The organism is Pseudomonas sp. RT4P38 (genome assembly GCF_054897765.1).
Genome location: NZ_CM142703.1, coordinates 5,669,976 through 5,691,440 on the forward strand (window position 1 = coordinate 5,669,976; position 21,465 = coordinate 5,691,440).

19 protein-coding genes and 1 pseudogene are annotated in these 21,465 nt (G+C 58.9%); 11 read left to right on the plus strand and 9 right to left on the minus strand.

Features of this window, described 5'->3' with window-relative positions; genetic code table 11:
- The first annotated feature begins 11 nt into the window (after positions 1-11).
- From ydcS to ACYZT7_RS26365, 8 genes and pseudogenes are all read left to right on the plus strand, one after another.
- Positions 12-1,166, plus strand: coding sequence for a putative ABC transporter substrate-binding protein YdcS (gene ydcS, locus ACYZT7_RS26330; protein ID WP_462038808.1), 1,155 nt, complete (start codon positions 12-14; stop codon positions 1,164-1,166).
- Between the two features lie 134 nt (positions 1,167-1,300).
- A complete protein-coding gene (locus ACYZT7_RS26335) occupies positions 1,301-2,338 on the plus strand; it encodes an ABC transporter ATP-binding protein (RefSeq protein ID WP_462038809.1) in 1,038 nt (345 codons plus the stop codon).
- A gap of 1 nt (position 2,339) precedes the next feature.
- Positions 2,340-3,287, plus strand: a complete 948-nt coding sequence (locus tag ACYZT7_RS26340; protein ID WP_462038810.1) for an ABC transporter permease — start codon at positions 2,340-2,342, stop codon at positions 3,285-3,287.
- The gene (locus ACYZT7_RS26345; RefSeq protein ID WP_462038811.1) at positions 3,277-4,101 is read left to right on the plus strand and encodes an ABC transporter permease; all 825 of its coding nucleotides are present in this window, start codon (positions 3,277-3,279) and stop codon (positions 4,099-4,101) included. Before ACYZT7_RS26340 ends, ACYZT7_RS26345 begins: the two co-directional genes overlap by 11 nt.
- A 50-nt stretch (positions 4,102-4,151) precedes the next feature.
- Entirely contained in the window at positions 4,152-5,576 is a 1,425-nt protein-coding gene (locus tag ACYZT7_RS26350; protein WP_462038812.1) for a gamma-aminobutyraldehyde dehydrogenase, read from the plus strand.
- A pseudogene (locus tag ACYZT7_RS26355) lies at positions 5,561-6,010 on the plus strand (hypothetical protein); the annotation flags it as partial. The gene ACYZT7_RS26350 and the pseudogene ACYZT7_RS26355, both read left to right, overlap by 16 nt.
- A 261-nt stretch (positions 6,011-6,271) precedes the next feature.
- Positions 6,272-6,784, plus strand: coding sequence for a BRO-N domain-containing protein (locus ACYZT7_RS26360; protein ID WP_462038813.1), 513 nt, complete (start codon positions 6,272-6,274; stop codon positions 6,782-6,784).
- 97 nt (positions 6,785-6,881) lie between these two features.
- On the plus strand, positions 6,882-7,085 hold the full coding sequence (locus ACYZT7_RS26365) for a hypothetical protein (protein WP_462038814.1): 204 nt from the start codon (positions 6,882-6,884) through the stop codon (positions 7,083-7,085).
- A gap of 10 nt (positions 7,086-7,095) precedes the next feature.
- On the opposite strand, the gene ACYZT7_RS26370 is transcribed toward ACYZT7_RS26365, so the two are convergent.
- The gene (locus ACYZT7_RS26370) at positions 7,096-7,281 is read right to left on the minus strand and encodes a hypothetical protein (RefSeq protein WP_008151642.1); all 186 of its coding nucleotides are present in this window, start codon (positions 7,279-7,281) and stop codon (positions 7,096-7,098) included.
- Positions 7,282-7,672: 391 nt separating this feature from the next.
- Here ACYZT7_RS26370 and ACYZT7_RS26375 point away from each other — a divergent pair, with 391 nt between their 5' ends.
- The gene (locus ACYZT7_RS26375) at positions 7,673-9,298 is read left to right on the plus strand and encodes a glucan biosynthesis protein D (protein ID WP_462038815.1); all 1,626 of its coding nucleotides are present in this window, start codon (positions 7,673-7,675) and stop codon (positions 9,296-9,298) included.
- Between the two features lie 208 nt (positions 9,299-9,506).
- Here ACYZT7_RS26375 and ACYZT7_RS26380 read toward each other — a convergent pair whose 3' ends face one another.
- The 3 genes from ACYZT7_RS26380 to ACYZT7_RS26390 all read right to left on the minus strand — a co-directional run bounded on the left by ACYZT7_RS26380 (position 9,507) and on the right by ACYZT7_RS26390 (position 13,226).
- Positions 9,507-10,613 (minus strand): NADH:flavin oxidoreductase/NADH oxidase, encoded by a 1,107-nt coding sequence (locus ACYZT7_RS26380; protein WP_462038816.1) that lies wholly within the window; start codon positions 10,611-10,613, stop codon positions 9,507-9,509.
- 294 nt (positions 10,614-10,907) lie between these two features.
- Complete coding sequence (gene recJ, locus ACYZT7_RS26385) at positions 10,908-12,617, minus strand: single-stranded-DNA-specific exonuclease RecJ (RefSeq protein ID WP_462038817.1); 1,710 nt, start codon at positions 12,615-12,617, stop codon at positions 10,908-10,910.
- A 66-nt stretch (positions 12,618-12,683) separates the two neighbouring features.
- Complete coding sequence (locus ACYZT7_RS26390) at positions 12,684-13,226, minus strand: YaeQ family protein (RefSeq protein WP_007897614.1); 543 nt, start codon at positions 13,224-13,226, stop codon at positions 12,684-12,686.
- 147 nt (positions 13,227-13,373) lie between these two features.
- Between ACYZT7_RS26390 and ACYZT7_RS26395 the strand changes: the two genes are divergently transcribed.
- Positions 13,374-14,573: a CaiB/BaiF CoA transferase family protein gene (locus ACYZT7_RS26395; RefSeq protein WP_462038818.1), complete on the plus strand. Its 1,200-nt coding sequence runs from the start codon at positions 13,374-13,376 to the stop codon at positions 14,571-14,573.
- Positions 14,554-15,480 carry a TIGR02285 family protein gene (locus ACYZT7_RS26400; protein WP_462038819.1) on the plus strand — a complete coding sequence of 309 codons (927 nt, stop codon included), beginning with the start codon at positions 14,554-14,556 and terminating at the stop codon, positions 15,478-15,480. Before ACYZT7_RS26395 ends, ACYZT7_RS26400 begins: the two co-directional genes overlap by 20 nt.
- A 170-nt stretch (positions 15,481-15,650) precedes the next feature.
- On the opposite strand, the gene ACYZT7_RS26405 is transcribed toward ACYZT7_RS26400, so the two are convergent.
- The 5 genes from ACYZT7_RS26405 to dsbC all read right to left on the minus strand — a co-directional run bounded on the left by ACYZT7_RS26405 (position 15,651) and on the right by dsbC (position 21,240).
- The gene (locus ACYZT7_RS26405) at positions 15,651-15,938 is read right to left on the minus strand and encodes a DUF3509 domain-containing protein (protein ID WP_462038820.1); all 288 of its coding nucleotides are present in this window, start codon (positions 15,936-15,938) and stop codon (positions 15,651-15,653) included.
- Positions 15,939-16,100: 162 nt separating this feature from the next.
- Positions 16,101-17,459, minus strand: coding sequence for a transporter substrate-binding domain-containing protein (locus ACYZT7_RS26410; RefSeq protein ID WP_462038821.1), 1,359 nt, complete (start codon positions 17,457-17,459; stop codon positions 16,101-16,103).
- 134 nt (positions 17,460-17,593) lie between these two features.
- Positions 17,594-19,003: a threonine synthase gene (gene thrC / locus ACYZT7_RS26415; protein WP_462038822.1), complete on the minus strand. Its 1,410-nt coding sequence runs from the start codon at positions 19,001-19,003 to the stop codon at positions 17,594-17,596.
- 66 nt (positions 19,004-19,069) lie between these two features.
- Positions 19,070-20,374 (minus strand): homoserine dehydrogenase, encoded by a 1,305-nt coding sequence (locus ACYZT7_RS26420; protein WP_462038823.1) that lies wholly within the window; start codon positions 20,372-20,374, stop codon positions 19,070-19,072.
- Positions 20,375-20,508: 134 nt separating this feature from the next.
- Entirely contained in the window at positions 20,509-21,240 is a 732-nt protein-coding gene (gene dsbC / locus ACYZT7_RS26425; RefSeq protein WP_462038824.1) for a bifunctional protein-disulfide isomerase/oxidoreductase DsbC, read from the minus strand.
- Positions 21,241-21,465 lie beyond the last annotated feature (225 nt).

Below are 21,465 nucleotides of genomic sequence, written 5' to 3' on the forward strand. Positions count from 1 at the left end.
AGGGAATTCCCATGTTCGTGCACAAGACCGCATTGCTCAGTGCCATCACCCCTTTACTGTTGGCCAGCGGCTTCATTGTCCAGGCCGCCGACCCGCTGAAAGCCGTCGGTGCCGGCGAAGGTCAGCTGGATATCGTGGCCTGGCCCGGCTACATCGAACGTGGCGAAAGCGACAAGGCCTACGACTGGGTGACCGGATTCGAGAAGGAAACCGGCTGCAAGATCAATGTGAAAACCGCCGCCACTTCCGATGAAATGGTCAGCCTGATGACCAAGGGTGGTTACGACCTGGTGACCGCGTCTGGCGATGCGTCCCTGCGACTGATCGCCGGCAAGCGTGTGCAGCCGATCAACACGGCGTTGATCCCGAACTGGAAGACCATTGACCCTCGTCTCAAGGACGGGCCTTGGTACGTCGTCAATCAGCAAACCTACGGCACCCCATACCAATGGGGCCCGAACGTGTTGATGTACAACACCAATATCTTCAAAACAGCGCCGGACAGCTGGAGTGTGGTGTTCGAAGAACAGACCCTGCCGGACGGCAAGTCCAACAAGGGTCGGGTCCAGGCCTACGACGGCCCGATCTATATCGCCGATGCGGCGCTTTATCTCAAATCGAAACAGCCGGAACTGGGCATCAAGGACCCGTACCAGCTCAACGAAGCGCAATACAAAGCGGCGCTCGACCTGCTTCGCAAGCAACAGCCCTTGATCCACCGCTATTGGCATGACGCAACGGTCCAGATGAGTGACGTCAAAAACGAAGGCGTGGCGGCGTCCAGCACCTGGGGCTACATGGTCAACGGCCTGGTAGCGGACAAGCAGCCGGTTGCCTCGGTCATTCCAAAAGAAGGTGCAACGGGTTGGGCCGACACCACCATGCTCCACGCCGAAGCCAAGCACCCCAACTGTGCCTACAAGTGGATGGACTGGTCGCTGCAGCCGAAAGTCCAGGGTGACCTGGCGGCATGGTTCGGTTCGCTGCCGGCGGTTCCGGCGGGGTGCAAGGAGAGCGAATTGCTGGGTGCCGAAGGCTGCAAGACCAATGGTTTCGACCAGTTCGAGAAAATCGCCTTCTGGAAAACCCCGCAGGCTGAAGGTGGCAAGTTCGTGCCGTACAGCCGCTGGACCCAGGATTACATCGCGATCATGGGCGGCCGTTAAGCCCTCTTCGCGAGCAAGTCGGATCGCCGCACCGTCGCTCCCACATTTGATCGCATTCCAATGTGGGAGCGAGCTTGCTCCGGGCGGCGATCCGACGATGCTTTTAAAGATTCAGATTTTTGGAGTTGCGCACCATGACGCTTGCAGTCCAGTTCACCAACGTTTCCCGTCAGTTCGGCGAAGTGAAGGCCGTTGACCGGGTTTCCATCGATATCCAGGACGGCGAGTTCTTTTCCATGCTGGGCCCTTCCGGTTCGGGCAAAACTACCTGTCTGCGCCTGATCGCCGGTTTCGAACAACCGAGTGCAGGCTCTATCCGTATTCATGGCGCGGAAGCCGCCGGGCTGCCGCCGTATCAGCGTGACGTGAACACCGTGTTCCAGGATTACGCGCTGTTCCCGCACATGAACGTACTCGACAACGTCGCCTACGGTTTGAAGGTCAAAGGCGTCGGCAAATCCGAACGCCAGAAACGCGCCGAAGAAGCCCTCGACATGGTAGCCCTCGGCGGTTACGGCGCGCGCAAACCGGTGCAACTGTCCGGCGGTCAGCGTCAGCGTGTGGCCCTGGCCCGCGCCTTGGTCAATCGTCCGCGAGTGCTGCTGCTCGATGAGCCGTTGGGCGCTCTCGACTTAAAGCTGCGCGAGCAAATGCAGGGTGAACTGAAGAAGCTGCAACGCCAGCTCGGCATCACCTTCATCTTCGTCACCCACGACCAGACCGAAGCGCTGTCGATGTCAGATCGCGTGGCGGTGTTCAACAAGGGGCGCATCGAGCAGGTCGACACACCGCGCAACCTGTACATGAAACCGGCGACAACCTTCGTCGCCGAATTTGTCGGCACCTCCAACGTGATTCGCGGCGATCTGGCGAAGCAGTTAAGCGGCAATCCACAGCCGTTTTCGATTCGCCCGGAACACGTGCGTTTCGCCGAAGGGCCACTGGCCAGCCATGAAATAGAAGTCAGCGGCTTGCTCCATGACATCCAGTACCAAGGCAGCGCCACCCGCTATGAAGTGAAACTGGAAAACGGCCAGACCTTGAACATCAGCCAGGCCAACGTCCAGTGGCTGGACGTCAGCACCCAGCACCAGACCGGGCAACGCATCAGCGCGCGCTGGGCACGGGAAGCGATGATCCCGCTGCACGACACCGTTGTCGGCGGGGTGTGAGATGAACAGCGTGGCGATGACTCAAACCCCGGCCGGCGGCTCGCCGTTGCGCAGGTTTTCCAACCTGCTGTATCGCCGACCGAACCTGTACCTGTCGATGCTGCTGATACCGCCGCTGCTCTGGTTCGGCGCAATCTACCTCGGCTCACTGCTGGTGCTGCTGTGGCAAGGCTTCTACACCTTCGATGACTTCACCATGGCGGTCACACCCGACCTGACCCTGGCGAACTTCGCTGCCCTGTTCCAGCCCTCGAACTTCGACATCATCCTGCGCACCTTGAGCATGGCCGTCGTCGTGTCGATCGCCAGTGCCGTGGTCGCGTTCCCGATTGCCTACTACATGGCGCGCTACACCACCGGCAAGACCAAGGCGTTTTTCTATATCGCGGTGATGATGCCGATGTGGGCCAGTTACATCGTCAAGGCGTATGCCTGGACACTGCTGCTGGCCAAGGGCGGTGTGGCGCAATGGTTCGTTCAACACCTGGGTCTGGAGCCTGTGTTGCAGTTCGTGCTGGGTATTCCGGGGGTGGGCGGCAGCACGTTGTCGACCTCGCACCTGGGCCGTTTCATGGTGTTCGTCTACATCTGGCTGCCGTTCATGATCCTGCCGATCCAGGCCTCGCTGGAACGTCTGCCGCCGTCCTTGCTGCAAGCGTCTGCCGACCTTGGCGCCAACCCGCGCCAGACCTTCATGCAAGTGACGTTGCCGCTGTCGATTCCGGGCATCGCGGCCGGTTCGATCTTCACCTTTTCGCTGACCCTGGGCGACTTCATCGTGCCGCAACTGGTGGGTCCGCCGGGCTACTTCGTCGGCAGCATGGTGTACGCCCAGCAAGGCGCGATCGGCAACATGCCGATGGCCGCGGCTTTCACGCTGGTGCCGATCGTGCTGATCGCCATTTACCTGTCCATCGTCAAACGACTGGGGGCCTTCGATGCGCTCTGACGCTTCATCTCAAGAGCAGGCTTCTTTGGGCCTGCGCATCGCAGCCTGGGGCGGGTTGGTGTTTCTGCACTTCCCGATCCTGATCATCTTCCTGTACGCCTTCAACACTGAAGACGCAGCGTTCAGCTTCCCGCCCAGGGGCTTCACCCTGAAGTGGATCGGCGTGGCGTTCTCGCGTCCTGACGTACTGGAAGCGATCAAGATGTCGCTGCAGATTGCGTCCGTCGCAACGTTGATTGCATTAGTCCTCGGCACCCTCGCGTCGGCGGCGTTGTACCGCCGGGATTTCTTCGGCAAGCAAGGCATCTCGCTGATGCTGATCCTGCCGATTGCCTTGCCGGGGATCATCACCGGTATCGCGTTGCTGGCGACCTTCAAGACGCTGGGGATCGAGCCTGGGATGTTCACCATCATCGTCGGTCACGCGACTTTCTGTGTGGTGATTGTCTACAACAACGTCATCGCCCGCTTGCGTCGCACTTCTCACAGTTTGATCGAAGCGTCGATGGACCTTGGCGCCGATGGCTGGCAGACCTTCCGCTACATCGTCCTGCCGAACCTCGGCTCGGCGTTGCTGGCCGGCGGCATGTTGGCGTTTGCCCTGTCGTTCGACGAAATCATCGTCACCACCTTCACCGCCGGCCATGAACGCACCCTGCCGCTGTGGCTGCTCAACCAGCTCAGCCGCCCACGGGACGTGCCGGTGACCAACGTCGTCGCGATGCTGGTGATGATGGTGACCATGCTGCCGATCCTCGGCGCCTATTACCTGACCCGGGGCGGTGAAAGCGTTGCGGGCAGTGGCGGCAAGTGAATTTCCTGACCATTCCAATAATGAATTTGCGGTAGAAAGAGGACAACGCCATGCAAACCAAACTCTTGATCAATGGCCAACTGATCGACGGCGAAGGCCCCGCCCAACCCGTGTTCAACCCTGCACTGGGCAGTGTATTGGTGGAGATCAATGAAGCCAGCGAAGCTCAGGTCGATACCGCCGTGCGGGCCGCCGACAGCGCCTTCGACAGCTGGTCGCAAACCACCCCGAAAGAACGCTCGCTGCTGCTGCTTAAACTCGCCGACGCCATCGAAGCCCACGGCGAAGAGCTGGCCAAACTGGAATCGGACAACTGCGGCAAGCCTTACAGCGCTGCGCTGAACGACGAGATCCCGGCCATTGCCGACGTGTTCCGTTTCTTCGCCGGCGCCAGCCGTTGCATGAGCGGTTCGGCGGGCGGTGAATACCTGCACGGCCACACCTCGATGATCCGTCGCGACCCGGTCGGCGTGATCGCCTCCATCGCGCCGTGGAACTACCCACTGATGATGGTCGCCTGGAAAATCGCTCCAGCCCTCGCGGCGGGTAATACCGTGGTGCTCAAGCCGTCGGAGCAAACCCCGCTGACCGCGCTGCGTCTGGCGGAACTGGCGTCGGATATTTTCCCGGCCGGTGTGCTTAACCTGGTGTTCGGTCGTGGTCCTACGGTCGGCAGCCCACTGGTCACACACCCGAAAGTGCGCATGGTCTCGTTGACCGGTTCGATCGCCACCGGCTCGAACATCATTTCCAGCACCGCCGACAGCGTCAAACGCATGCACATGGAACTGGGCGGCAAAGCCCCGGTGATCATCTTCGACGACGCCGACATCGACGCCGCCGTGGAAGGCATTCGCACCTTCGGCTTCTACAACGCAGGCCAGGACTGCACCGCCGCCTGCCGCATCTACGCGCAGGAAGGTATCTACGACACGTTCGTCGAGAAGCTCGGCGAAGCGGTCAGCAGCATCAAGTACGGCGTGCAGGATGATCCGTCGACCGAGCTGGGCCCGTTGATTACCGCGCAACATCGCGACCGCGTGGCCGGGTTTGTCGAGCGTGCCGTGGCGCAGCCGCATATCCGATTGATCACCGGTGGCAAAGCTGTGGAAGGCAATGGCTTCTTCTTCGAACCAACGGTGTTGGCCGACGCGCAACAGGACGACGAAATCGTCCGTCGTGAAGTGTTCGGGCCGGTGGTGTCGGTGACCAAGTTCACCGATGAAGCACAGGTGCTGGGCTGGGCTAACGATTCGAACTACGGCCTGGCGTCGTCGGTCTGGACCTCGGACGTCGGTCGTGCGCATCGCTTGTCCGCACGCTTGCAGTACGGCTGCACTTGGGTAAATACGCACTTCATGCTGGTCAGCGAAATGCCTCACGGCGGTCAGAAACTGTCCGGTTATGGCAAGGACATGTCCCTGTACGGTCTGGAGGACTACACCGTTGTTCGGCACGTGATGTTCAAGCACTAAAAGCATCGTCGGATCGCCGCACCGCAACACAAAACAATAACCACCGATCCGGGCAGCGCCGTCATGACCCGGTCGGTTCAAAGTGGTGATGGGCGTGGTAATGATTTCCTTCATCTCCTGCGTCATCAGCCTGCAAGCTGCGGCGAGTCGTCTGCTCTATTCCTACGCTCGAGATGAAAGGCTGGAAACCGAGCGGCAAATTCACCCTCGGCGCCTGGGGCTGGGCCGTGAACATCGGTGCGCTGGTCTATGGTGTTGGCGCGATCATCAACATGGCCTGGCCGCGCACTCCGGATGCGGCGTGGTACATCAACTACGCGATGGTGTTGAGTACTGCGATCGTGATTGGGTTGGGGCTGGTTTATATGTGGCTTGCCAAGCCGTATGACCATGGGACTGCGCCTGCAGGGGATGCTTGGAAGGTTAGTCGATAACGGTACTTGCCCTGCCCTGCCCGCAGCGATGCGGGCTGGGTTCGTGGTCATGTTCTCTCCTACAGACGAGCCCTTCCCGAAAAGACACCGATTCCTACAGCATGCGGCGCCAAGGTAGACTTGGCGCCGCGAGCGCCTGAACGATAGGCTTTACCTCGTCGCTGCCAAATCAGCGACCCGGGGTCGAAGCCGGAACATTATCAACATGGCGCATCCGCGCTCCTCTGAGTGGCGGCTCCCTTTTCAACTTGGAGTCGAAAAATGCTTACGCACACACCAAATCCGTCTGAAATCCATCCTCATTTCACCCCTACCATCTTCACCCGCCACAACCGCTTCCTCCACGCCTTCATGCAGGACAACCAAGCCTGGTTCTGCGTCCAGGATCTCGGTCGCTTGATGGGCCGCCCGATGGACCAACGCCTCACCCTAAAACTCGATCCGGACCAGCGTCGATACGTCTGGTTGCTCAAAAATGGGAAAACAGTCGAGTCACTGATGGTCAGCGAATCAGGGATGTACGCCCTTCTGGTGCACCACTTCGTCCCTGAAAACCGAAACCTGCGCCAGTGGTTGAGCAACGTGGTCATCCCAATGCTGCGTGATGCAGACGCGACACCTGTGGATAACATTCCAAGTCTGAGTTCGTTACAGTGGGCCGGGATTTCGGTGCCGCTGCTGCATTGGCAGCATCAGGCCTGGATCAAGTGGCGGGACATGCCTGATCTGATGCAGGCACAGCGGCCGTTCACGATCGTGGGCACTTGCAGTTGAAGGTAGAGTGAAAAAATGAAAAAGGGGCAGACTTCACAGTCCGCCCCCTTTGGCTTGAATACACCTGTTCAATCTCCCGCAAGAGCAATCCGCAGCCATGAGCAAACCGCGCATCACCAGCCAAAGCGTCACTGAAGTGATTTCAAGTGATAGCGCCTTTTCAGAAAAGTATCTGCAACAAACCATCGAGCTAAAAAATATCGCGGCTCGTCGCCAAGCAATCCACGAAGGCATCATCGACGCCGATGCTGGCAAGCTGACCTGCGTGGCCACCGTAAAAGCCAAATGGCCTTCACGGTAACCATCCTCGGTCAAAACCGCGAAACACTCCTCATCGCATCCACCAGATACCGCATCGCAATCTGGTCGCTTTCCGACAGTTCCCGATAGCGCTCCAACAACTTCATCTCGTCCGAACTGACCCGACGCCTTCGGCGCACAGTGGTCAGGCAAGGAAGGATTCCCAGCAACTGGGTGATGCCTTGTACTTTCGTCATGGACGATGTCCTTCTATAAGCCCGAGAAAACTTCAAAAACCGCATCGCCCTCTCCTTTTTGTAGTCGCCGGCCTGAAGGGCAGAGGTCGGTCATGAACACAGAATAGGAACTATCGCGGCGGTGAAAAGCGATTTTTAGAGTAATTAGTCAAAAAAAGCAGAAATGCCCTATAAATCAGAAAGTACTGTCAGAAAACTTAACCGACATTTCTTGTTTCATTGCCACGAAGCCAAAGTGCTACCAATCATTTTTTCTCCGCAACCGAACGGTTTAAGCTATTTGTTATCTGTTAAATGTCCGTTGCGTTTGGCCGAAGGCATGTCCGAACCTTTATTTTTGATCCAGCACGTGCCAGGAACGGCGCGGGATTGTTCACGACAGGTTGAACTTATGCACCGCAGGAATTTGCTCAAAGCATCCATGGCCATCGCTGCCTACACCGGATTATCAGCCACCGGCCTGCTGGCTGCCCGGGCCTGGGCAGGAAACAGCACGGCGGATGGCGAAGCTCAGGCGTTCGACTTCGAAGCGCTGAAGATCCAGGCCAAGCAGCTCGCCGGCAATCGCTATCAGGACACCAAGCAGGTGCTGCCGCCGACCCTGGCGACCATGACGCCGCAAAATTTCAACGCGATCCGCTACGACGGCAACCACTCGCTGTGGAATGACCTCAACGGTCAGCTGGATGTGCAGTTCTTCCACGTTGGCATGGGTTTCAAGCAACCGGTGCGCATGTACAGCGTCGATCCCAAGACTCGTCAGGCGCGGGAAGTGCATTTCCGTCCGTCCCTGTTCAACTATGAAAAAACCACGGTCGACACCAAACAGCTCACGGGCGATCTGGGGTTTTCCGGGTTCAAGTTGTTCAAGGCCCCGGAGCTGGACCAGCACGACGTGTTGTCCTTCCTCGGCGCCAGCTATTTCCGCGCGGTAGACGCTTCGGGCCAGTACGGTCTGTCGGCTCGCGGTCTGGCGATTGATACTTATGCCAAGAAACGTGAAGAGTTCCCGGACTTCACCAAGTTCTGGTTCGAGACCCCGGACAAAGACAGCACTCGCTTCGTGGTCTACGCCCTGCTGGATTCACCGAGCGCCACTGGCGCTTACCGTTTCGACATCGACTGTCAGGCCAGCCAGGTCGTCATGGGCATCGATGCCCACATCAACGCGCGCACCGCCATCGAACAACTGGGCATCGCGCCGATGACCAGCATGTTCAGCTGCGGCACCCATGAACGACGCATGTGCGACACGATTCACCCGCAAATCCACGACTCTGATCGCCTGGCCATGTGGCGTGGCAACGGCGAGTGGATCTGCCGCCCGCTGAACAACCCGGCCACCCTGCAATTCAATGCCTTCGCCGACACCGACCCGAAAGGTTTCGGCCTTGTGCAGACCGATCACGAGTTCGACAGCTATCAAGACACCGTCGATTGGTACAGCAAGCGTCCGAGCCTGTGGGTAGAACCTACGACCGCGTGGGGCGAAGGCTCTATTGATCTGATGGAAATTCCTACGACCGGCGAAACCCTGGATAACATCGTCGCGTTCTGGACCCCGAAGAAACCGGTCGCGGCTGGCGACTCCCTGAACTACGGCTACAAGCTGTACTGGAGCGCACTGCCACCGGTCGGCACGCCGTTGGCGCGGGTCAATGCCACTCGTTCGGGCATGGGCGGCTTCATCGAAGGCTGGGCGCCTGGCGAGCATTACCCGGAAGTCTGGGCTCGACGGTTTGCCGTGGACTTCACGGGCGGCGGCCTGGATCGCTTGCCTGAAGGCGCGGGAATCGAGCCGGTGGTCACTTGCTCGAATGGGCAGGTCAAGGACTTCAATGTGCTGGTACTGGATGACATCAAGGGTTACCGAATTACCTTTGACTGGTACCCGACCAATGACAGCGTGGCGCCGGTGGAGCTGAGGCTGTTCATTCGCACCCATGACCGCACGTTGAGTGAAACCTGGTTGTACCAGTACTTCCCGCCTGCACCTGAGAAGCGCAAGTACACCTGAGGGTAATTGGGTGTCTTGGCTGGCCCCATCGCGAGCAAGCTCGCTCCCACAGGTGATCTGAGGTGTACACAAAACCTGTGTCTCATGGAGATCCAATGTGGGAGCGAGCTTGCTCGCGATGAGGGCCTGACCGACAACAAACCTCAGTGCACAGAAACACAAAAGCCCCGATCACGATGGTCGGGGCTTTTTGGTTTTACAGCGTCAATCAGTCGCGCAAATCCGACTCGTGAATCGGCTGTTCGCGATGGGTTGCCCGCTGGTACTGCGCCGGCCAGATGGCCTTGCGCCCTCCCAAGTCATCATCGGCATGCAGTGGCCAGTACGGATCACGCAGCAGCTCACGGGCCAGGAAGATGATGTCAGCCTGGCAGGTTCGCAGAATGTGCTCGGCCTGCGCCGGTTCGGTAATCATCCCTACAGTGCCTGTAGCAATGCCTGATTCCTTGCGTACACGTTCAGCGAAGCGGGTCTGATACCCGGGACCTGTAGGAATTTCGGCGTTGGCTGCAGTACCGCCCGACGAGACGTCAATCAGGTCTACGCCCAACGCGTGGAGGCGTCGCGCCAGCTCCACGGTTTCATCCGGGTTCCAGCCGTCTTCCACCCAATCGGTGGCCGATACCCGCACGAACAGCGGTAGCTCTTCAGGCCACACCGCACGCACCGCTTCGGTGACTTGCAGCACCAGCCGGATGCGATTCTCGAACGAACCACCATATTGATCGCGCCGCTGATTGCTCAGGGGCGAAAGAAACTGATGCAACAGGTAACCGTGGGCGGCGTGTATTTCGACCACTTTGAAACCGGCGGTCAGTGCTCGCTTGGCCGAAGCGACAAAGGCCTGAATGACCTCAGCGATCTCACCTTCATCGAGCTGCGTGGGGTGTGTGTGCTGCGGGTCGAAGGCGATCGGCGAAGGGCCCACCGGAACCCAGCCACCGTCTTCGGGTTTGACGCTGCCATGTTTGCCGATCCACGGCCGATGGGTGCTGGCCTTGCGCCCGGCGTGGGCCAACTGAATGCCGGCCACTGCGCCTTGAGCCGCAATGAAGCGCGTGATGCGTTGCAAAGGTTCGATCTGTTCATCGCTCCACAGGCCGAGGTCCTCGGCGGTGATGCGTCCGTCGGCGGTCACCGCCGTGGCTTCGGTAAACACCAGACCGGCCCCGCCGACAGCGCGGCTGCCGAGGTGGACCAGGTGCCAGTCATTGGCCAGTCCATCAACGCTGGAGTACTGGCACATCGGCGAAACCGCAATGCGGTTGAGCAGGGTCAATTGGCGAAGGGTATAGGGTTCAAGCAGCAGACTCATGGGGCACCTCTCGAATCAGTGGGCAGGCTCCAGGGTTCTGTTTGAAAAGTCGACGAGTGACAGGAAAAAGGTGCAGCACCCGCCCCCGCGGGCAAAAATTCGACAAGACGTCACAAGGATAATCAAGCAGTGCTTAGAGCCTAGTCGACATCGGGGGAGGAAGGAGGGTTCCGGGGATATTTGGCGTCAGGGAGATCGCTATCGTCGGAACGCCGCCCGGAGCAAGCTCGCTCCCACAGTGGATCTGCGTTGTTCACAAAACCAATGTGGGAGCGAGGCTTGTCCGCGAAGGGTTCAACGCGGTTCGATGTGGGCAATCATCAACTGCACCGTCTCGTTACCACGGAACTCGTTGAGGTCGAGTTTGTAGGCCAATTCCACCCACTTGATGGTCGGATTCGGCCAGATGTCGCGGTCGATTCCGAAGGCAATGCCATCCAGTTTCACCGAACCACATTCACTCTTCAGCACCACTTTGAGGTGCCGTTCGCCGACCACCCGCTGCTCGACCAACTGGAACACGCCGTGGAACAGCGGCTCCGGGAAGTGCTGCCCCCACGGACCGGCATGGCGCAGGGCGCGGGCCAGTTCCAGGTGAAACTCCTCGACCGCCAGGGTGCCGTCCGTCAGCAGGCGCCCGGTCAGGTCTTCTTCACGCAATTGCCTACGCACTTCAGCGTCAAAGGCTTCGGCGAACAACGGAAAATTCGCTTCCGGCAACGTCAGGCCGGCTGCCATCGCATGGCCGCCGTATTTGCTGATCAGATTCGGATGCTGCGCCGCCACCACGCTCAACGCGTCACGAATATGAAACCCCTGAACCGAACGCCCCGAGCCCTTGAGCAAGCCATCGCCTGCATCGGCAAAGGCGATAGTCGGACGGAAATAGCGATCTTTCATACGTGATGCGAGGATTCCGATGACACCCTGGTGCCACTCGGGATCGAACAGGCACAAGCCGAACGGCATCGACTCGACCGGCAAATCTTTCAGTTGAGCCAGCGCTTCACGCTGCATGCCCTGCTCGATGGATTTGCGGTCCTGGTTCATGCCGTCGAGCTGAACCGCCATTTCACGCGCCAGACCGGCGTCTTCAGTGAGCAGGCATTCGATGCCCAGACTCATGTCATCCAGCCTTCCTGCCGCATTCAGGCGTGGGCCGACAATGAAACCCAGATCAGTGGAGGTGATGCGCGCTGGGTCCCGCTTGGCCACCTCAAGGATTGCCTTGATGCCTGGCCGAGCACGCCCGGCGCGAATCCGTTCCAGGCCTTGGTGCACCAGAATCCGGTTGTTGGCATCCAGCGGCACCACGTCGGCGACGCTGCCCAGCGCCACCAGGTCCAGCAACTCGCCGATGTTTGGCTGCGGCTTGCTCTCGTACCAGCCGAGGCTGCGCAAGCGCGCGCGCAGGGCCATCAACACGTAGAAAATCACTCCGACGCCGGCCAGCGCCTTGCTTGGAAACTCGCAACCTGGTTGGTTGGGGTTAACGATGGCATCGGCCAGCGGCAATTCGTCACCGGGCAAGTGGTGGTCGGTGACCAGCACCTGGAGCCCGGCTTTTTTCGCCGCCGCCACGCCTTCAACGCTGGAGATACCGTTGTCCACAGTGATCAGCAACTGTGGTGTACGGGTCAGCGCCACTTCAACGATTTCCGGCGTCAGGCCATAGCCGTACTCAAAACGGTTCGGCACCAGATAGTCGACGTGAGCCGCACCCAGCAGACGCAAGCCCAGCATGCCCACTGTACTGGCCGTCGCGCCATCGGCGTCGAAGTCGCCAACGATCAGAATTCGCTGACGCTGCTCCAGCGCCGTCACCAGCAAATCCACCGCCGCATCGATACCTTTGAGCCGCTGGAACGGGATCAGTCGCGCCAGGCTCTTGTCCAGTTCAGCCTCGGACAGTACGCCTCGCGCCGCGTACAGACGGGTCAGCAGCGGCGGCAGATCACCGAGGAATGGCAGAGTGTCGGGCAACAGGCGAGGTTCGATGCGCATGGGGTGACAGGTGCTTCTCTTGAATACGTAGGATAAAACCGGATGACGCAAGTTAACGGCGAATAATCAGCCGCGCTCGCCGCTCAGCCACTGCAACTGGACTTCATGCTGACCACGGTCGTCGGTGACGAAAATCGTCCCTTCGCTGATCATCACATCCCACTTGATAACGCGGGGCATGTCCTTGGCCAGGGTTTCCAGCACTTCCTGCGGAACAGCAGCGATGTGCACGTTTTTCAGGTTTTTGATCGCCGGGATCACTTTGGTTTCCCAGACGCGCAGGCTGCCGTAGGCCAGCAGGCTGGTGCGTTCGGTGCGACGCGAGCACCACGTCAGGCGATCGGCGTCTGGCTGGCCGACTTCGATCCAGTGCAGAACTCGATCGTCCAGGCTCTTTTCCCACAGGGCAGGTTCGTCCACGTCTGACAGACCGCGGCCGAACGACAGCTGCTCGTTGTACCAGAAGGCGTAGGCCAGCAGCCGCACGGTCATGCGCTCTTCGGTTTCCGAAGGGTGACGAGCGATGGTCTGCTTCACGCTCTCGTACACGCTGCGGTCGAGGTCGGTAAGGTTCAGTTCAAACTTGTAGGTCGTGGACGGCTGGGCCATGAACGGGCTTCTTGATACGGGGAAAGGCGGCAAGTCTACCCGATGCGGTAGGCAATCCACGAATTGAAGGCGATCAACCTTGGTCGTCTGACGTTCGGCTATGTTAAAACGCTGTATTCGCTCAGCCTCTGTCCTACAGGATTCAGTATGCCGCTCACCGGAAAACCGCTCTCAGGTCTGAAAGTCATTGAATTGGGCACGCTGATCGCCGGGCCGTTTGCCTCGCGCATTTGCGGAGAGTTCGGTGCCGAGGTGATCAAAATCGAGTCCCCCGATGGCGGCGATCCGTTGCGCAAATGGCGAAAACTGTATGAAGGCACCTCGCTATGGTGGTTCGTCCAGGCGCGCAACAAAAAATCCCTGACCCTGAACCTCAAACACCCCGACGGCCTGGCAATTCTGAAAAAACTGCTCAGCGAAGCGGACATCCTGATAGAGAATTTTCGCCCGGGCGTGTTGGAAAAACTCGGTCTGGGCTGGGAAGTCTTGCACGCACTGAACCCGAAACTGGTGATGGTGCGTCTCTCGGGCTTCGGTCAGACCGGGCCGATGAAGGATCAGCCAGGTTTTGGCGCCGTCGGTGAATCCATGGGTGGCCTGCGCTACATCACCGGCTTCGAAGACCGACCACCGGTGCGCACCGGAATCTCCATCGGCGACTCCATTGCCGCACTTTGGGGCGTGATTGGCGCACTGATGGCCCTGCGTCATCGCGAAGTCAACGGCGGCCTCGGCCAAGTGGTGGATGTGGCGCTGTATGAAGCGATCTTCGCCATGATGGAAAGCATGGTCCCCGAGTTCGACGTGTTCGGTTTCATCCGCGAGCGCAGCGGCAACATCATGCCGGGCATTACGCCCTCCTCGATCCACACCAGTGCCGACGGCAAGCATGTGCAGATCGGCGCCAATGGTGACGCGATCTTCAAACGCTTCATGCTGATCATCGGTCGCGATGACCTGGCCAACGACCCTGCGTTGGCGAGCAACGACGGACGTGATAGCCGTCGCGACGAGATTTATGGGGTGATTGATCGCTGGGCCAACTCACTGCCGCTGGACGCCATCATCGAGCAGTTGAATCAGGCCGACGTACCGGTCAGTCGGATCTTCAGCGCTGAAGACATGTTCAGTGATCCACAGTACCTGGCCCGGGAAATGTTCCTGAAAGCCAAGTTGCCGGACGGTAAAGATTTCAAGATGCCGGGAATAGTGCCGAAACTCTCTGAGACACCCGGCACTTCAGAATGGGTCGGGCCGCAGTTGGGTGAGCATAATGCGCAGGTACTCAACGATCTTGGTTACGACAAGGAACAGATCGCAAAGCTGCGTGAAGCCGGGGCGATATAAGCTGAAACGCCTGCTCTCATCAGCACTCGATTACGCCCGCGGCGGGTGGGCGTTGGCGATGTTCGTATTTCTGTCGGGTCTGAGCTCATCCGTTTCAGCGTACCCCAAAGAGACGCTGATCTGGTTACTGCGTGATTTGCCGCCAACGATGATTCTCGAAGGCCCGAAAAAAGGTCAGGGAATCATCGATCAAATGCTGCCGCTGTTGATCGCCGGCATGCCGCAATACGAACACACCCTGATGCGGGTCAACCGCGCCCGTGGCATGCAAATGCTTCACGAAGAGTCGTTTACGTGCGATCCCTCGCTGGTCTGGACCGAGGAGCGAGAACAATGGATTACGTTCTCGATTCCAGCCTTCCGTGCCGTGAGCAATGGCCTTGTCGTTCGCAAGGAAGATCGACGGGTGCTGGAACCCTTTCTTGTCGACGGTGAAGTCGATCTGGCGGCGATGCTGGCCAGTGGTCGAAAGAAAGTCGGTGTGGTGGCCGAACGCAGTTATGGCCAGTTCCTCGACACGCTGCTGAAACAGGCACCGCCCAAGGCGCTGACACCCCATTACGGCAACGACGCGCTTGGCAGTCTGTTACAGATGCAGCGCCTGGGCCGTTTGCAGGTTGTATTGGGTTACTGGCCGGAAATCCGCTATCAGGCCAATCAGGAGCATATTGCCGACGACCAACTGGAGTTCTATCCGGCCAGGGGCACGGGCAAATACCTGTCCGGGCACATCGGCTGCTCCCATTCGCCCCAGGGCCGACAGGCGATCACCGAGATCAACCAGCTCTTGCGCACATTTCCGCGCCAGCGACTGGATCAGTTATACGCCGACTGGCTGGATCCGGAACGCCGCAGCGACTACTTGAAAGAAACCAAGGCGTTTTTCGAGCATCAGGCGCAGCAATGACAAATCGCAGACAAAAAGAAACCCCGAGAAGTGGGGAGACGACTCGGGGTTAAACGTGGCCTACATAAAGACCAGTAACAGCAAGCTACAAGCACCGGAGCACAATGCTTGATCCTGCTGTTACATGGTCTGACTGACATTGGCGCAGGAAGGTTCCCACAAAAAACAATTCAATTTCGGTTGGCCAGGATCTTGTCCTGAGCCGCATTGCGCAACGCCGCTATGACGCAGGGCTCCAGGCGACCTTCAGCGATCAGCACGTCACGATGCAACCCGTCGACCACATCCGTCAGCAGGCGTTTGCTGGTCAACTGGGCCTGATTGAACGCGCGTTCGACCACGATAGCGCCGGTCGCACTCTTCAGAGTCACCAGGCATTCGCCATGGGTCCCCGACGGAGTCAACGTCACCTGATACGGGCTCAGAGCCTCACCGAGCAATAGACTGATACTTTCCATCTCGATCACCACTCAATAGTCCGAAAACAAAGTGCCTGGGGCGTGCGTACAGTAAATGACCTCTGGCCCGAGAAGAAAGTTCTGGATACCGACTGCAGGAAAACCGGCGCCTCTGGTCGATAGAGCATGCACGGCCAAGATGACAGAGAAAAAACAACCGCGTCACGCCTGCTTCTTGCGCTTGCCAATATCGGTCCATCCCCCCAGCAGGCCCCGCAATTGTCCATCGGCACTGAAAAAAGGCACTGTCCACTGATAAATATGCCTGACGCCATTGTTGAACATCAATTGACGCTCACTGAAGCGGGTCTTGCGCGTACCGAGCTGGGCCATGAACTCTGCATGCAGCAGTTCGGCAGTTTCTTTGGGCAAGACGTCCAGTTCAATCAACTGTCGTCCCTGGATCTGGTCGAAACGGGTCGACAAGTCCTCTTCATAACTTTTGTTGCACATGATCAAACGCCCTTCCAGGTCACGAACAAACATCGGATCGGGCATGGCGTCCATCAACGCATGCTGGAAGGCGAGCTGATCACTCAGATTTTTCTCGGCATCCAGGCGCTGCTGGATCAATACCGTGAGCCTGCGGTTCCAGAGCAGCGACAGCAGGCCGAATAGACTGACGACAAACACTCCCCAGCAGCCCCACTCGGCGAGTCGGTGCCAGACGCCGGGCACCTTAACTGGCGCAATCCCATTGAGCCATTTCAGGCGAATGGCGCGCAATTCGGCAGGATCAAGCGCTTCAAGCGCCTTGTTGAGAATGCTCGACAATTGCGGCTGACCTTTGCGTACGGCCAGGTGGTCCGCCTCCCATTTGCCCTCGACCGTATACCCCACCTTGAGCTGACCGGACGGATAGAGTTGTGCTCCGATTTCGTTTTCGATGGTGGCATAGGCCTCACCGCTTTCGACCAACGCCCGGGCCTCCGTATAGGTTTTAACCGAGCGCAGATCGATGTCCGGATTGTCGCGGCGAATCGTAGCCTCCAGCGCATGCCGCGTCGGCAACACCAGAACCCTTCCCGACAGCTGCTCCAAAGATTGCACCACTGGCGCCCCGGCCCGCCCGACGAACACCCAGCCAGCGCCACCGAACGCATGACTGAAATCCAGAAACGTCTTGCGTTCGTCATTCATCGCCAACGTCGTGCTCATGTCCGCGGCGCCGCTTTCCAGCCGTCCAAGCAGCTGATCGGTAGAAAACGACTCTTCATGAACAAACTGCAATCGCGTCATCGCGCTGATGCGGTTGAGCAGATCATTGTTCAAACCGCTCCAGTGGCCGTGCTCATCCTTGAACAGGTACAGCGGATATTGCACCGAGGCGACAATGACTTGCGAATGCTCGGCAATCCATTTCAACTCCTGAGCGTCCAGCTCTATCGTTGGGCCGGCGACCGATCCTTTGGACTGGGAGGCCGCCAATTGCGACGCGCTCCCCCATTGAGCAAAGCCCAGGGTGCCGACCAAAAAAAACATCCAGCACGCGACTGGCTTCAATTTACTGAAAAACAGCATTGTCACTTCCTTGGTGATCAACTCGCCCGTCCTTCGTGGGGCGAGCCTTCATGTACGAATCACGACAAGTGTGGCATGCAGAAATGAGAAAGCCCGTCAGGAGACGGGCTTCAAAATGTGACAGTTTTAATTGGTTACAGAGGCTTGCCGCGGTTGCCATGCAGACTGACAAAGGCCTGGACGGCTTTCAGGTCATTTGGCAGCACGGTGCAGCGCTCATCTCGCTCAAACAAATCAGAAAGATGTGCAGGTAGTTCGAGCGCTTTTCCTACGCCGGCTTTCTCCACTGCATCCGGGAATTTGACCGGATGCGCTGTGCCCAGGATCACCATTGGGATATCCAGGCTGCGACGGCACTCACGTGCAGCTTTCACACCGATGGCCGTGTGCGGATCCAGCAGTTCGCCGGTTTGCTCGAAGACTTCGGCGATGGTTTCGCAGGTTTGAGCGTCATCCACGGCCAGCGAATCGAACAGTTTGCGAGCTTCGGTCCAGCGTTCCTCTTCGACGCTGAAACCGCCACCCTGCTTGAAGGTGTCCATCAAACCGGCAATTGCGGCGCCGTTGCGACCGTGCAGATCGAACAGCAGGCGTTCGAAGTTCGACGACACCATGATGTCCATCGACGGCGACAGCGTGGCGTGCAGCGTTTCCTTGACGTACTGATTGCCGCTCATGAAGCGGTGCAGGATGTCGTTGCGGTTGGTGGCGACGATCAATTGGTTGATCGGCAAGCCCATGTTGCGTGCCAGGTAACCGGCGAAGATGTCACCGAAGTTGCCGGTGGGCACCGAGAACGATACCGAACGTGCCGGACCGCCCAGCTGCAGGGCAGCGTGGAAGTAGTAAACGATCTGGGCCATGATTCGCGCCCAGTTGATCGAGTTCACCGCCACCAGACGCGTGCCTTTGAGGAAACTCTGGTCGGCGAAGCTGGCCTTGACCATTTCCTGGCAGTCATCGAAGTTGCCTTCGATGGCGATGTTATGAATGTTCTCGCCGAAAATCGTGGTCATCTGGCGACGCTGCACTTCAGACACGCGGTTGTGCGGGTGCAGGATGAAGATGTCGACGTTTTCGCAGTGCTTGCAGCCTTCGATGGCGGCCGAACCGGTGTCGCCGGAGGTGGCGCCGACAATCACTACGCGCTCACCACGTTTTTCCAGCACGTAGTCGAGCAAACGACCGAGCAGTTGCAGGGCGAAGTCCTTGAACGCCAGGGTCGGGCCGTGGAACAGCTCCAATACCCATTCGTTGCCGTTCAGTTGACGCAGCGGTGCGACGGCGTTGTGCGAGAACACAGCGTAGGTTTCTTCGAGGATTTTTTTGAAATCGGCATCGGGGATGCTGCCGGCCACGAATGGGCGCATGACCCGAAAGGCCAGCTCGTGATACGGCAGGCCGGCCCAGGAAGCGATTTCTTCCTGGGTGAAACGTGGCAGGTTTTCTGGCACGTACAGGCCGCCATCAGTGGCCAGACCGGCCAGCAGAACGTCTTCGAAATTCAGGGCCGGTGCCTGGCCGCGGGTACTGATATAACGCATGACTGGCTCCAATAGACAGTGTTCGCAAACCCGGGCCCGCGCGCGGACCCGGTGAACGATAACGGCTTAGTTCAGGTGCTCGACGCGGATCCGTACGACCGGACCGACCACGCCCGCCAGGGCTTCCAGGGCGGCGATTGCGTCGTTCATGTGCTGTTCCAGCACGCGATGAGTCAGAAGAATCATCGGCACCAGGCCGTCGTGTTCTTCGACTTCCTTCTGCATGATCGATTCGATGTTGATGCCGCGCTCCGACAGGATGCTCGCGACCTGGGCCAACACACCCGGATGGTCCTTGGCCTGGATGCGCAGGTAGTAGGCGCTTTCGCAGGCTTCGATCGGCAGGATCGGGTGGGCCGACAGCGAATCCGGCTGGAAGGCCAGGTGCGGCACGCGGTTTTCCGGGTCGGACGTCATGGCGCGAACCACGTCCACCAGGTCGGCGATCACCGACGAAGCGGTTGGCTCCATGCCAGCGCCAGCGCCGTAGAACAGAGTCGAACCGGCGGCATCACCGTTGACCATCACCGCGTTCATCACGCCGTTGACGTTGGCGAGCAGGCGATCGGCAGGGATCAGCGTAGGATGCACACGCAACTCGATACCGGCAGGCGTGCTGCGAGCCACACCGAGGTGCTTGATGCGATAGCCCAGCGCTTCGGCGTAGTTCACGTCAGCGGTGGTCAGCTTGGTGATGCCTTCGGTGTAGGCCTTGTCGAATTGCAGCGGGATACCGAATGCGATGGACGCCAGGATCGTCAACTTGTGAGCCGCGTCGATGCCTTCAACGTCGAAGGTCGGATCGGCTTCGGCGTAACCCAGGGCTTGCGCCTCGGCGAGTACGTCTTCGAAGGTCCGGCCCTTTTCGCGCATTTCGGTGAGGATGAAGTTGCCGGTGCCGTTGATGATCCCGGCGACCCAGTTGATACGGTTGGCGGACAGGCCTTCACGGATCGCCTTGATCACCGGAATACCACCGGCCACGGCGGCTTCGAACGCAACGATCACGCCCTTCTCGCGGGCCTTGGCGAAAATTTCGTTACCGTGAACGGCGATCAACGCCTTGTTCGCGGTTACCACATGTTTTCCGTTCTCGATCGCTTTGAGTACCAGCTCACGGGCAACGGTGTAGCCGCCCACCAGCTCTATGACGATGTCGATCTCAGGGTTCGTGGCCACTTCGAAGACATCGTTGGTAATCGCAATACCGGTCGTCTGGAACTGAGGCTTTGGCGTGCGCATGGCAATTTGTGCCACTTCGATTCCACGCCCGGCACGACGAGCAATTTCCTCGGCGTTGCGCTGAAGTACGTTGAAGGTACCGCCACCGACGGTCCCTAACCCACAGATGCCTACTTTGACCGGTTTCACTGTGAACTCCCCATAAAACGGCCGACTCAAGGCCGGCCGTGAAAACAACCGCATGCTCGCGGTTCTCTATTGATGGCCCGGTGAATTTTACCGCCGGACCATGATCGTCAATGGCTGACCGTGACGATGCAAATTTATTTCGCGTCCAGCGCCAGTTTGGCGACTTGTGGCGCAGGCTGGTAGCCCGGAATGACTTGGCCATCAGCCAAAACGATGGCCGGTGTGCCGTTCACGCCGATCGACTGACCGAGGGCGAACTGTTTGGAAACCGGGTTATCGCACTTGGCGGCCTTGATTTCCTTGCCGTCGACCATCTTGTCCATGGCGGCTTTTTTGTCTTTCGAGCACCAGACCGCTTGCAGCTGTTCATCACCCGGCGAGCCCAGGCCCTGGCGCGGGAACGCGACGTAACGCACTTCGATGCCGCGCTTGTTCAGCTCAGGCACTTCGGCGTGCAGTTTGTGGCAGTACGGGCAGGTGGTGTCGGTGAACACGGTGATGTGCGATTTGGTTTCGCCGATCGCCGGGTAAACCACGGTTTCCGCGACCGGGATTGCGTTGACCAGTTTGGAAACGCCCAGGCGTTCGGTCTTCTCGGTCAGGTTGACCGGTTTGCCGTCCTTGAGCTGAAACAGGTAGCCCTGAACCACGTACTGGCCATCGGCGCTGGCGTAGAGCACGCGACTGCCTTGAAGCTTGACTTCGTACAGACCTGGCAGAGGACTGGCGGAGATGCTTTCTACCGGAACTTCGAGCTGAAGGTTTTCCAGGCTTTTACGAATGGCTTTGTCGGCCGCGTCATCGGCGACGGCAAAGGTGCTGACCAACGCAATGGCTGCGGCGGCGAAAATCTGGGTCAGACGCATGAGAACTCCTGAAGGCGGACAAATGGGACGATCAGAACGCCCGTGCCGAAACACCGGGTCATAACCGCCCATCCTGCAAACCGGCAAAGCCTACCACATAAGGCCCCTGTGGCCGAATGCGGGTGACGCAGGACATCGCGGATGCCGTCAGCTTTCTGTGGGAGCGAGCTTGCTCGCGATGAGGCCCGTACATCCAATATTAATGTTGCCTGACACACCGCTATC

Bases quoted from the DNA above. Each gene is read 5' to 3' on its own strand.
- ydcS (WP_462038808.1), top strand. From the start codon at position 12: ATGTTCGTGCACAAGACCGCATTGCTCAGTGCCATCACCCCTTTACTG.
- ACYZT7_RS26335 (WP_462038809.1), top strand. From the start codon at position 1,301: ATGACGCTTGCAGTCCAGTTCACCAACGTTTCCCGTCAGTTCGGCGAA.
- ACYZT7_RS26340 (WP_462038810.1), top strand. From the start codon at position 2,340: ATGAACAGCGTGGCGATGACTCAAACCCCGGCCGGCGGCTCGCCGTTG.
- ACYZT7_RS26345 (WP_462038811.1), top strand. From the start codon at position 3,277: ATGCGCTCTGACGCTTCATCTCAAGAGCAGGCTTCTTTGGGCCTGCGC.
- ACYZT7_RS26350 (WP_462038812.1), top strand. From the start codon at position 4,152: ATGCAAACCAAACTCTTGATCAATGGCCAACTGATCGACGGCGAAGGC.
- ACYZT7_RS26360 (WP_462038813.1), top strand. From the start codon at position 6,272: ATGCTTACGCACACACCAAATCCGTCTGAAATCCATCCTCATTTCACC.
- ACYZT7_RS26365 (WP_462038814.1), top strand. From the start codon at position 6,882: ATGAGCAAACCGCGCATCACCAGCCAAAGCGTCACTGAAGTGATTTCA.
- ACYZT7_RS26370 (WP_008151642.1), bottom strand. From the start codon at position 7,281: ATGACGAAAGTACAAGGCATCACCCAGTTGCTGGGAATCCTTCCTTGC.
- ACYZT7_RS26375 (WP_462038815.1), top strand. From the start codon at position 7,673: ATGCACCGCAGGAATTTGCTCAAAGCATCCATGGCCATCGCTGCCTAC.
- ACYZT7_RS26380 (WP_462038816.1), bottom strand. From the start codon at position 10,613: ATGAGTCTGCTGCTTGAACCCTATACCCTTCGCCAATTGACCCTGCTC.
- recJ (WP_462038817.1), bottom strand. From the start codon at position 12,617: ATGCGCATCGAACCTCGCCTGTTGCCCGACACTCTGCCATTCCTCGGT.
- ACYZT7_RS26390 (WP_007897614.1), bottom strand. From the start codon at position 13,226: ATGGCCCAGCCGTCCACGACCTACAAGTTTGAACTGAACCTTACCGAC.
- ACYZT7_RS26395 (WP_462038818.1), top strand. From the start codon at position 13,374: ATGCCGCTCACCGGAAAACCGCTCTCAGGTCTGAAAGTCATTGAATTG.
- ACYZT7_RS26405 (WP_462038820.1), bottom strand. From the start codon at position 15,938: ATGGAAAGTATCAGTCTATTGCTCGGTGAGGCTCTGAGCCCGTATCAG.
- ACYZT7_RS26410 (WP_462038821.1), bottom strand. From the start codon at position 17,459: ATGCTGTTTTTCAGTAAATTGAAGCCAGTCGCGTGCTGGATGTTTTTT.
- thrC (WP_462038822.1), bottom strand. From the start codon at position 19,003: ATGCGTTATATCAGTACCCGCGGCCAGGCACCGGCCCTGAATTTCGAA.
- dsbC (WP_462038824.1), bottom strand. From the start codon at position 21,240: ATGCGTCTGACCCAGATTTTCGCCGCCGCAGCCATTGCGTTGGTCAGC.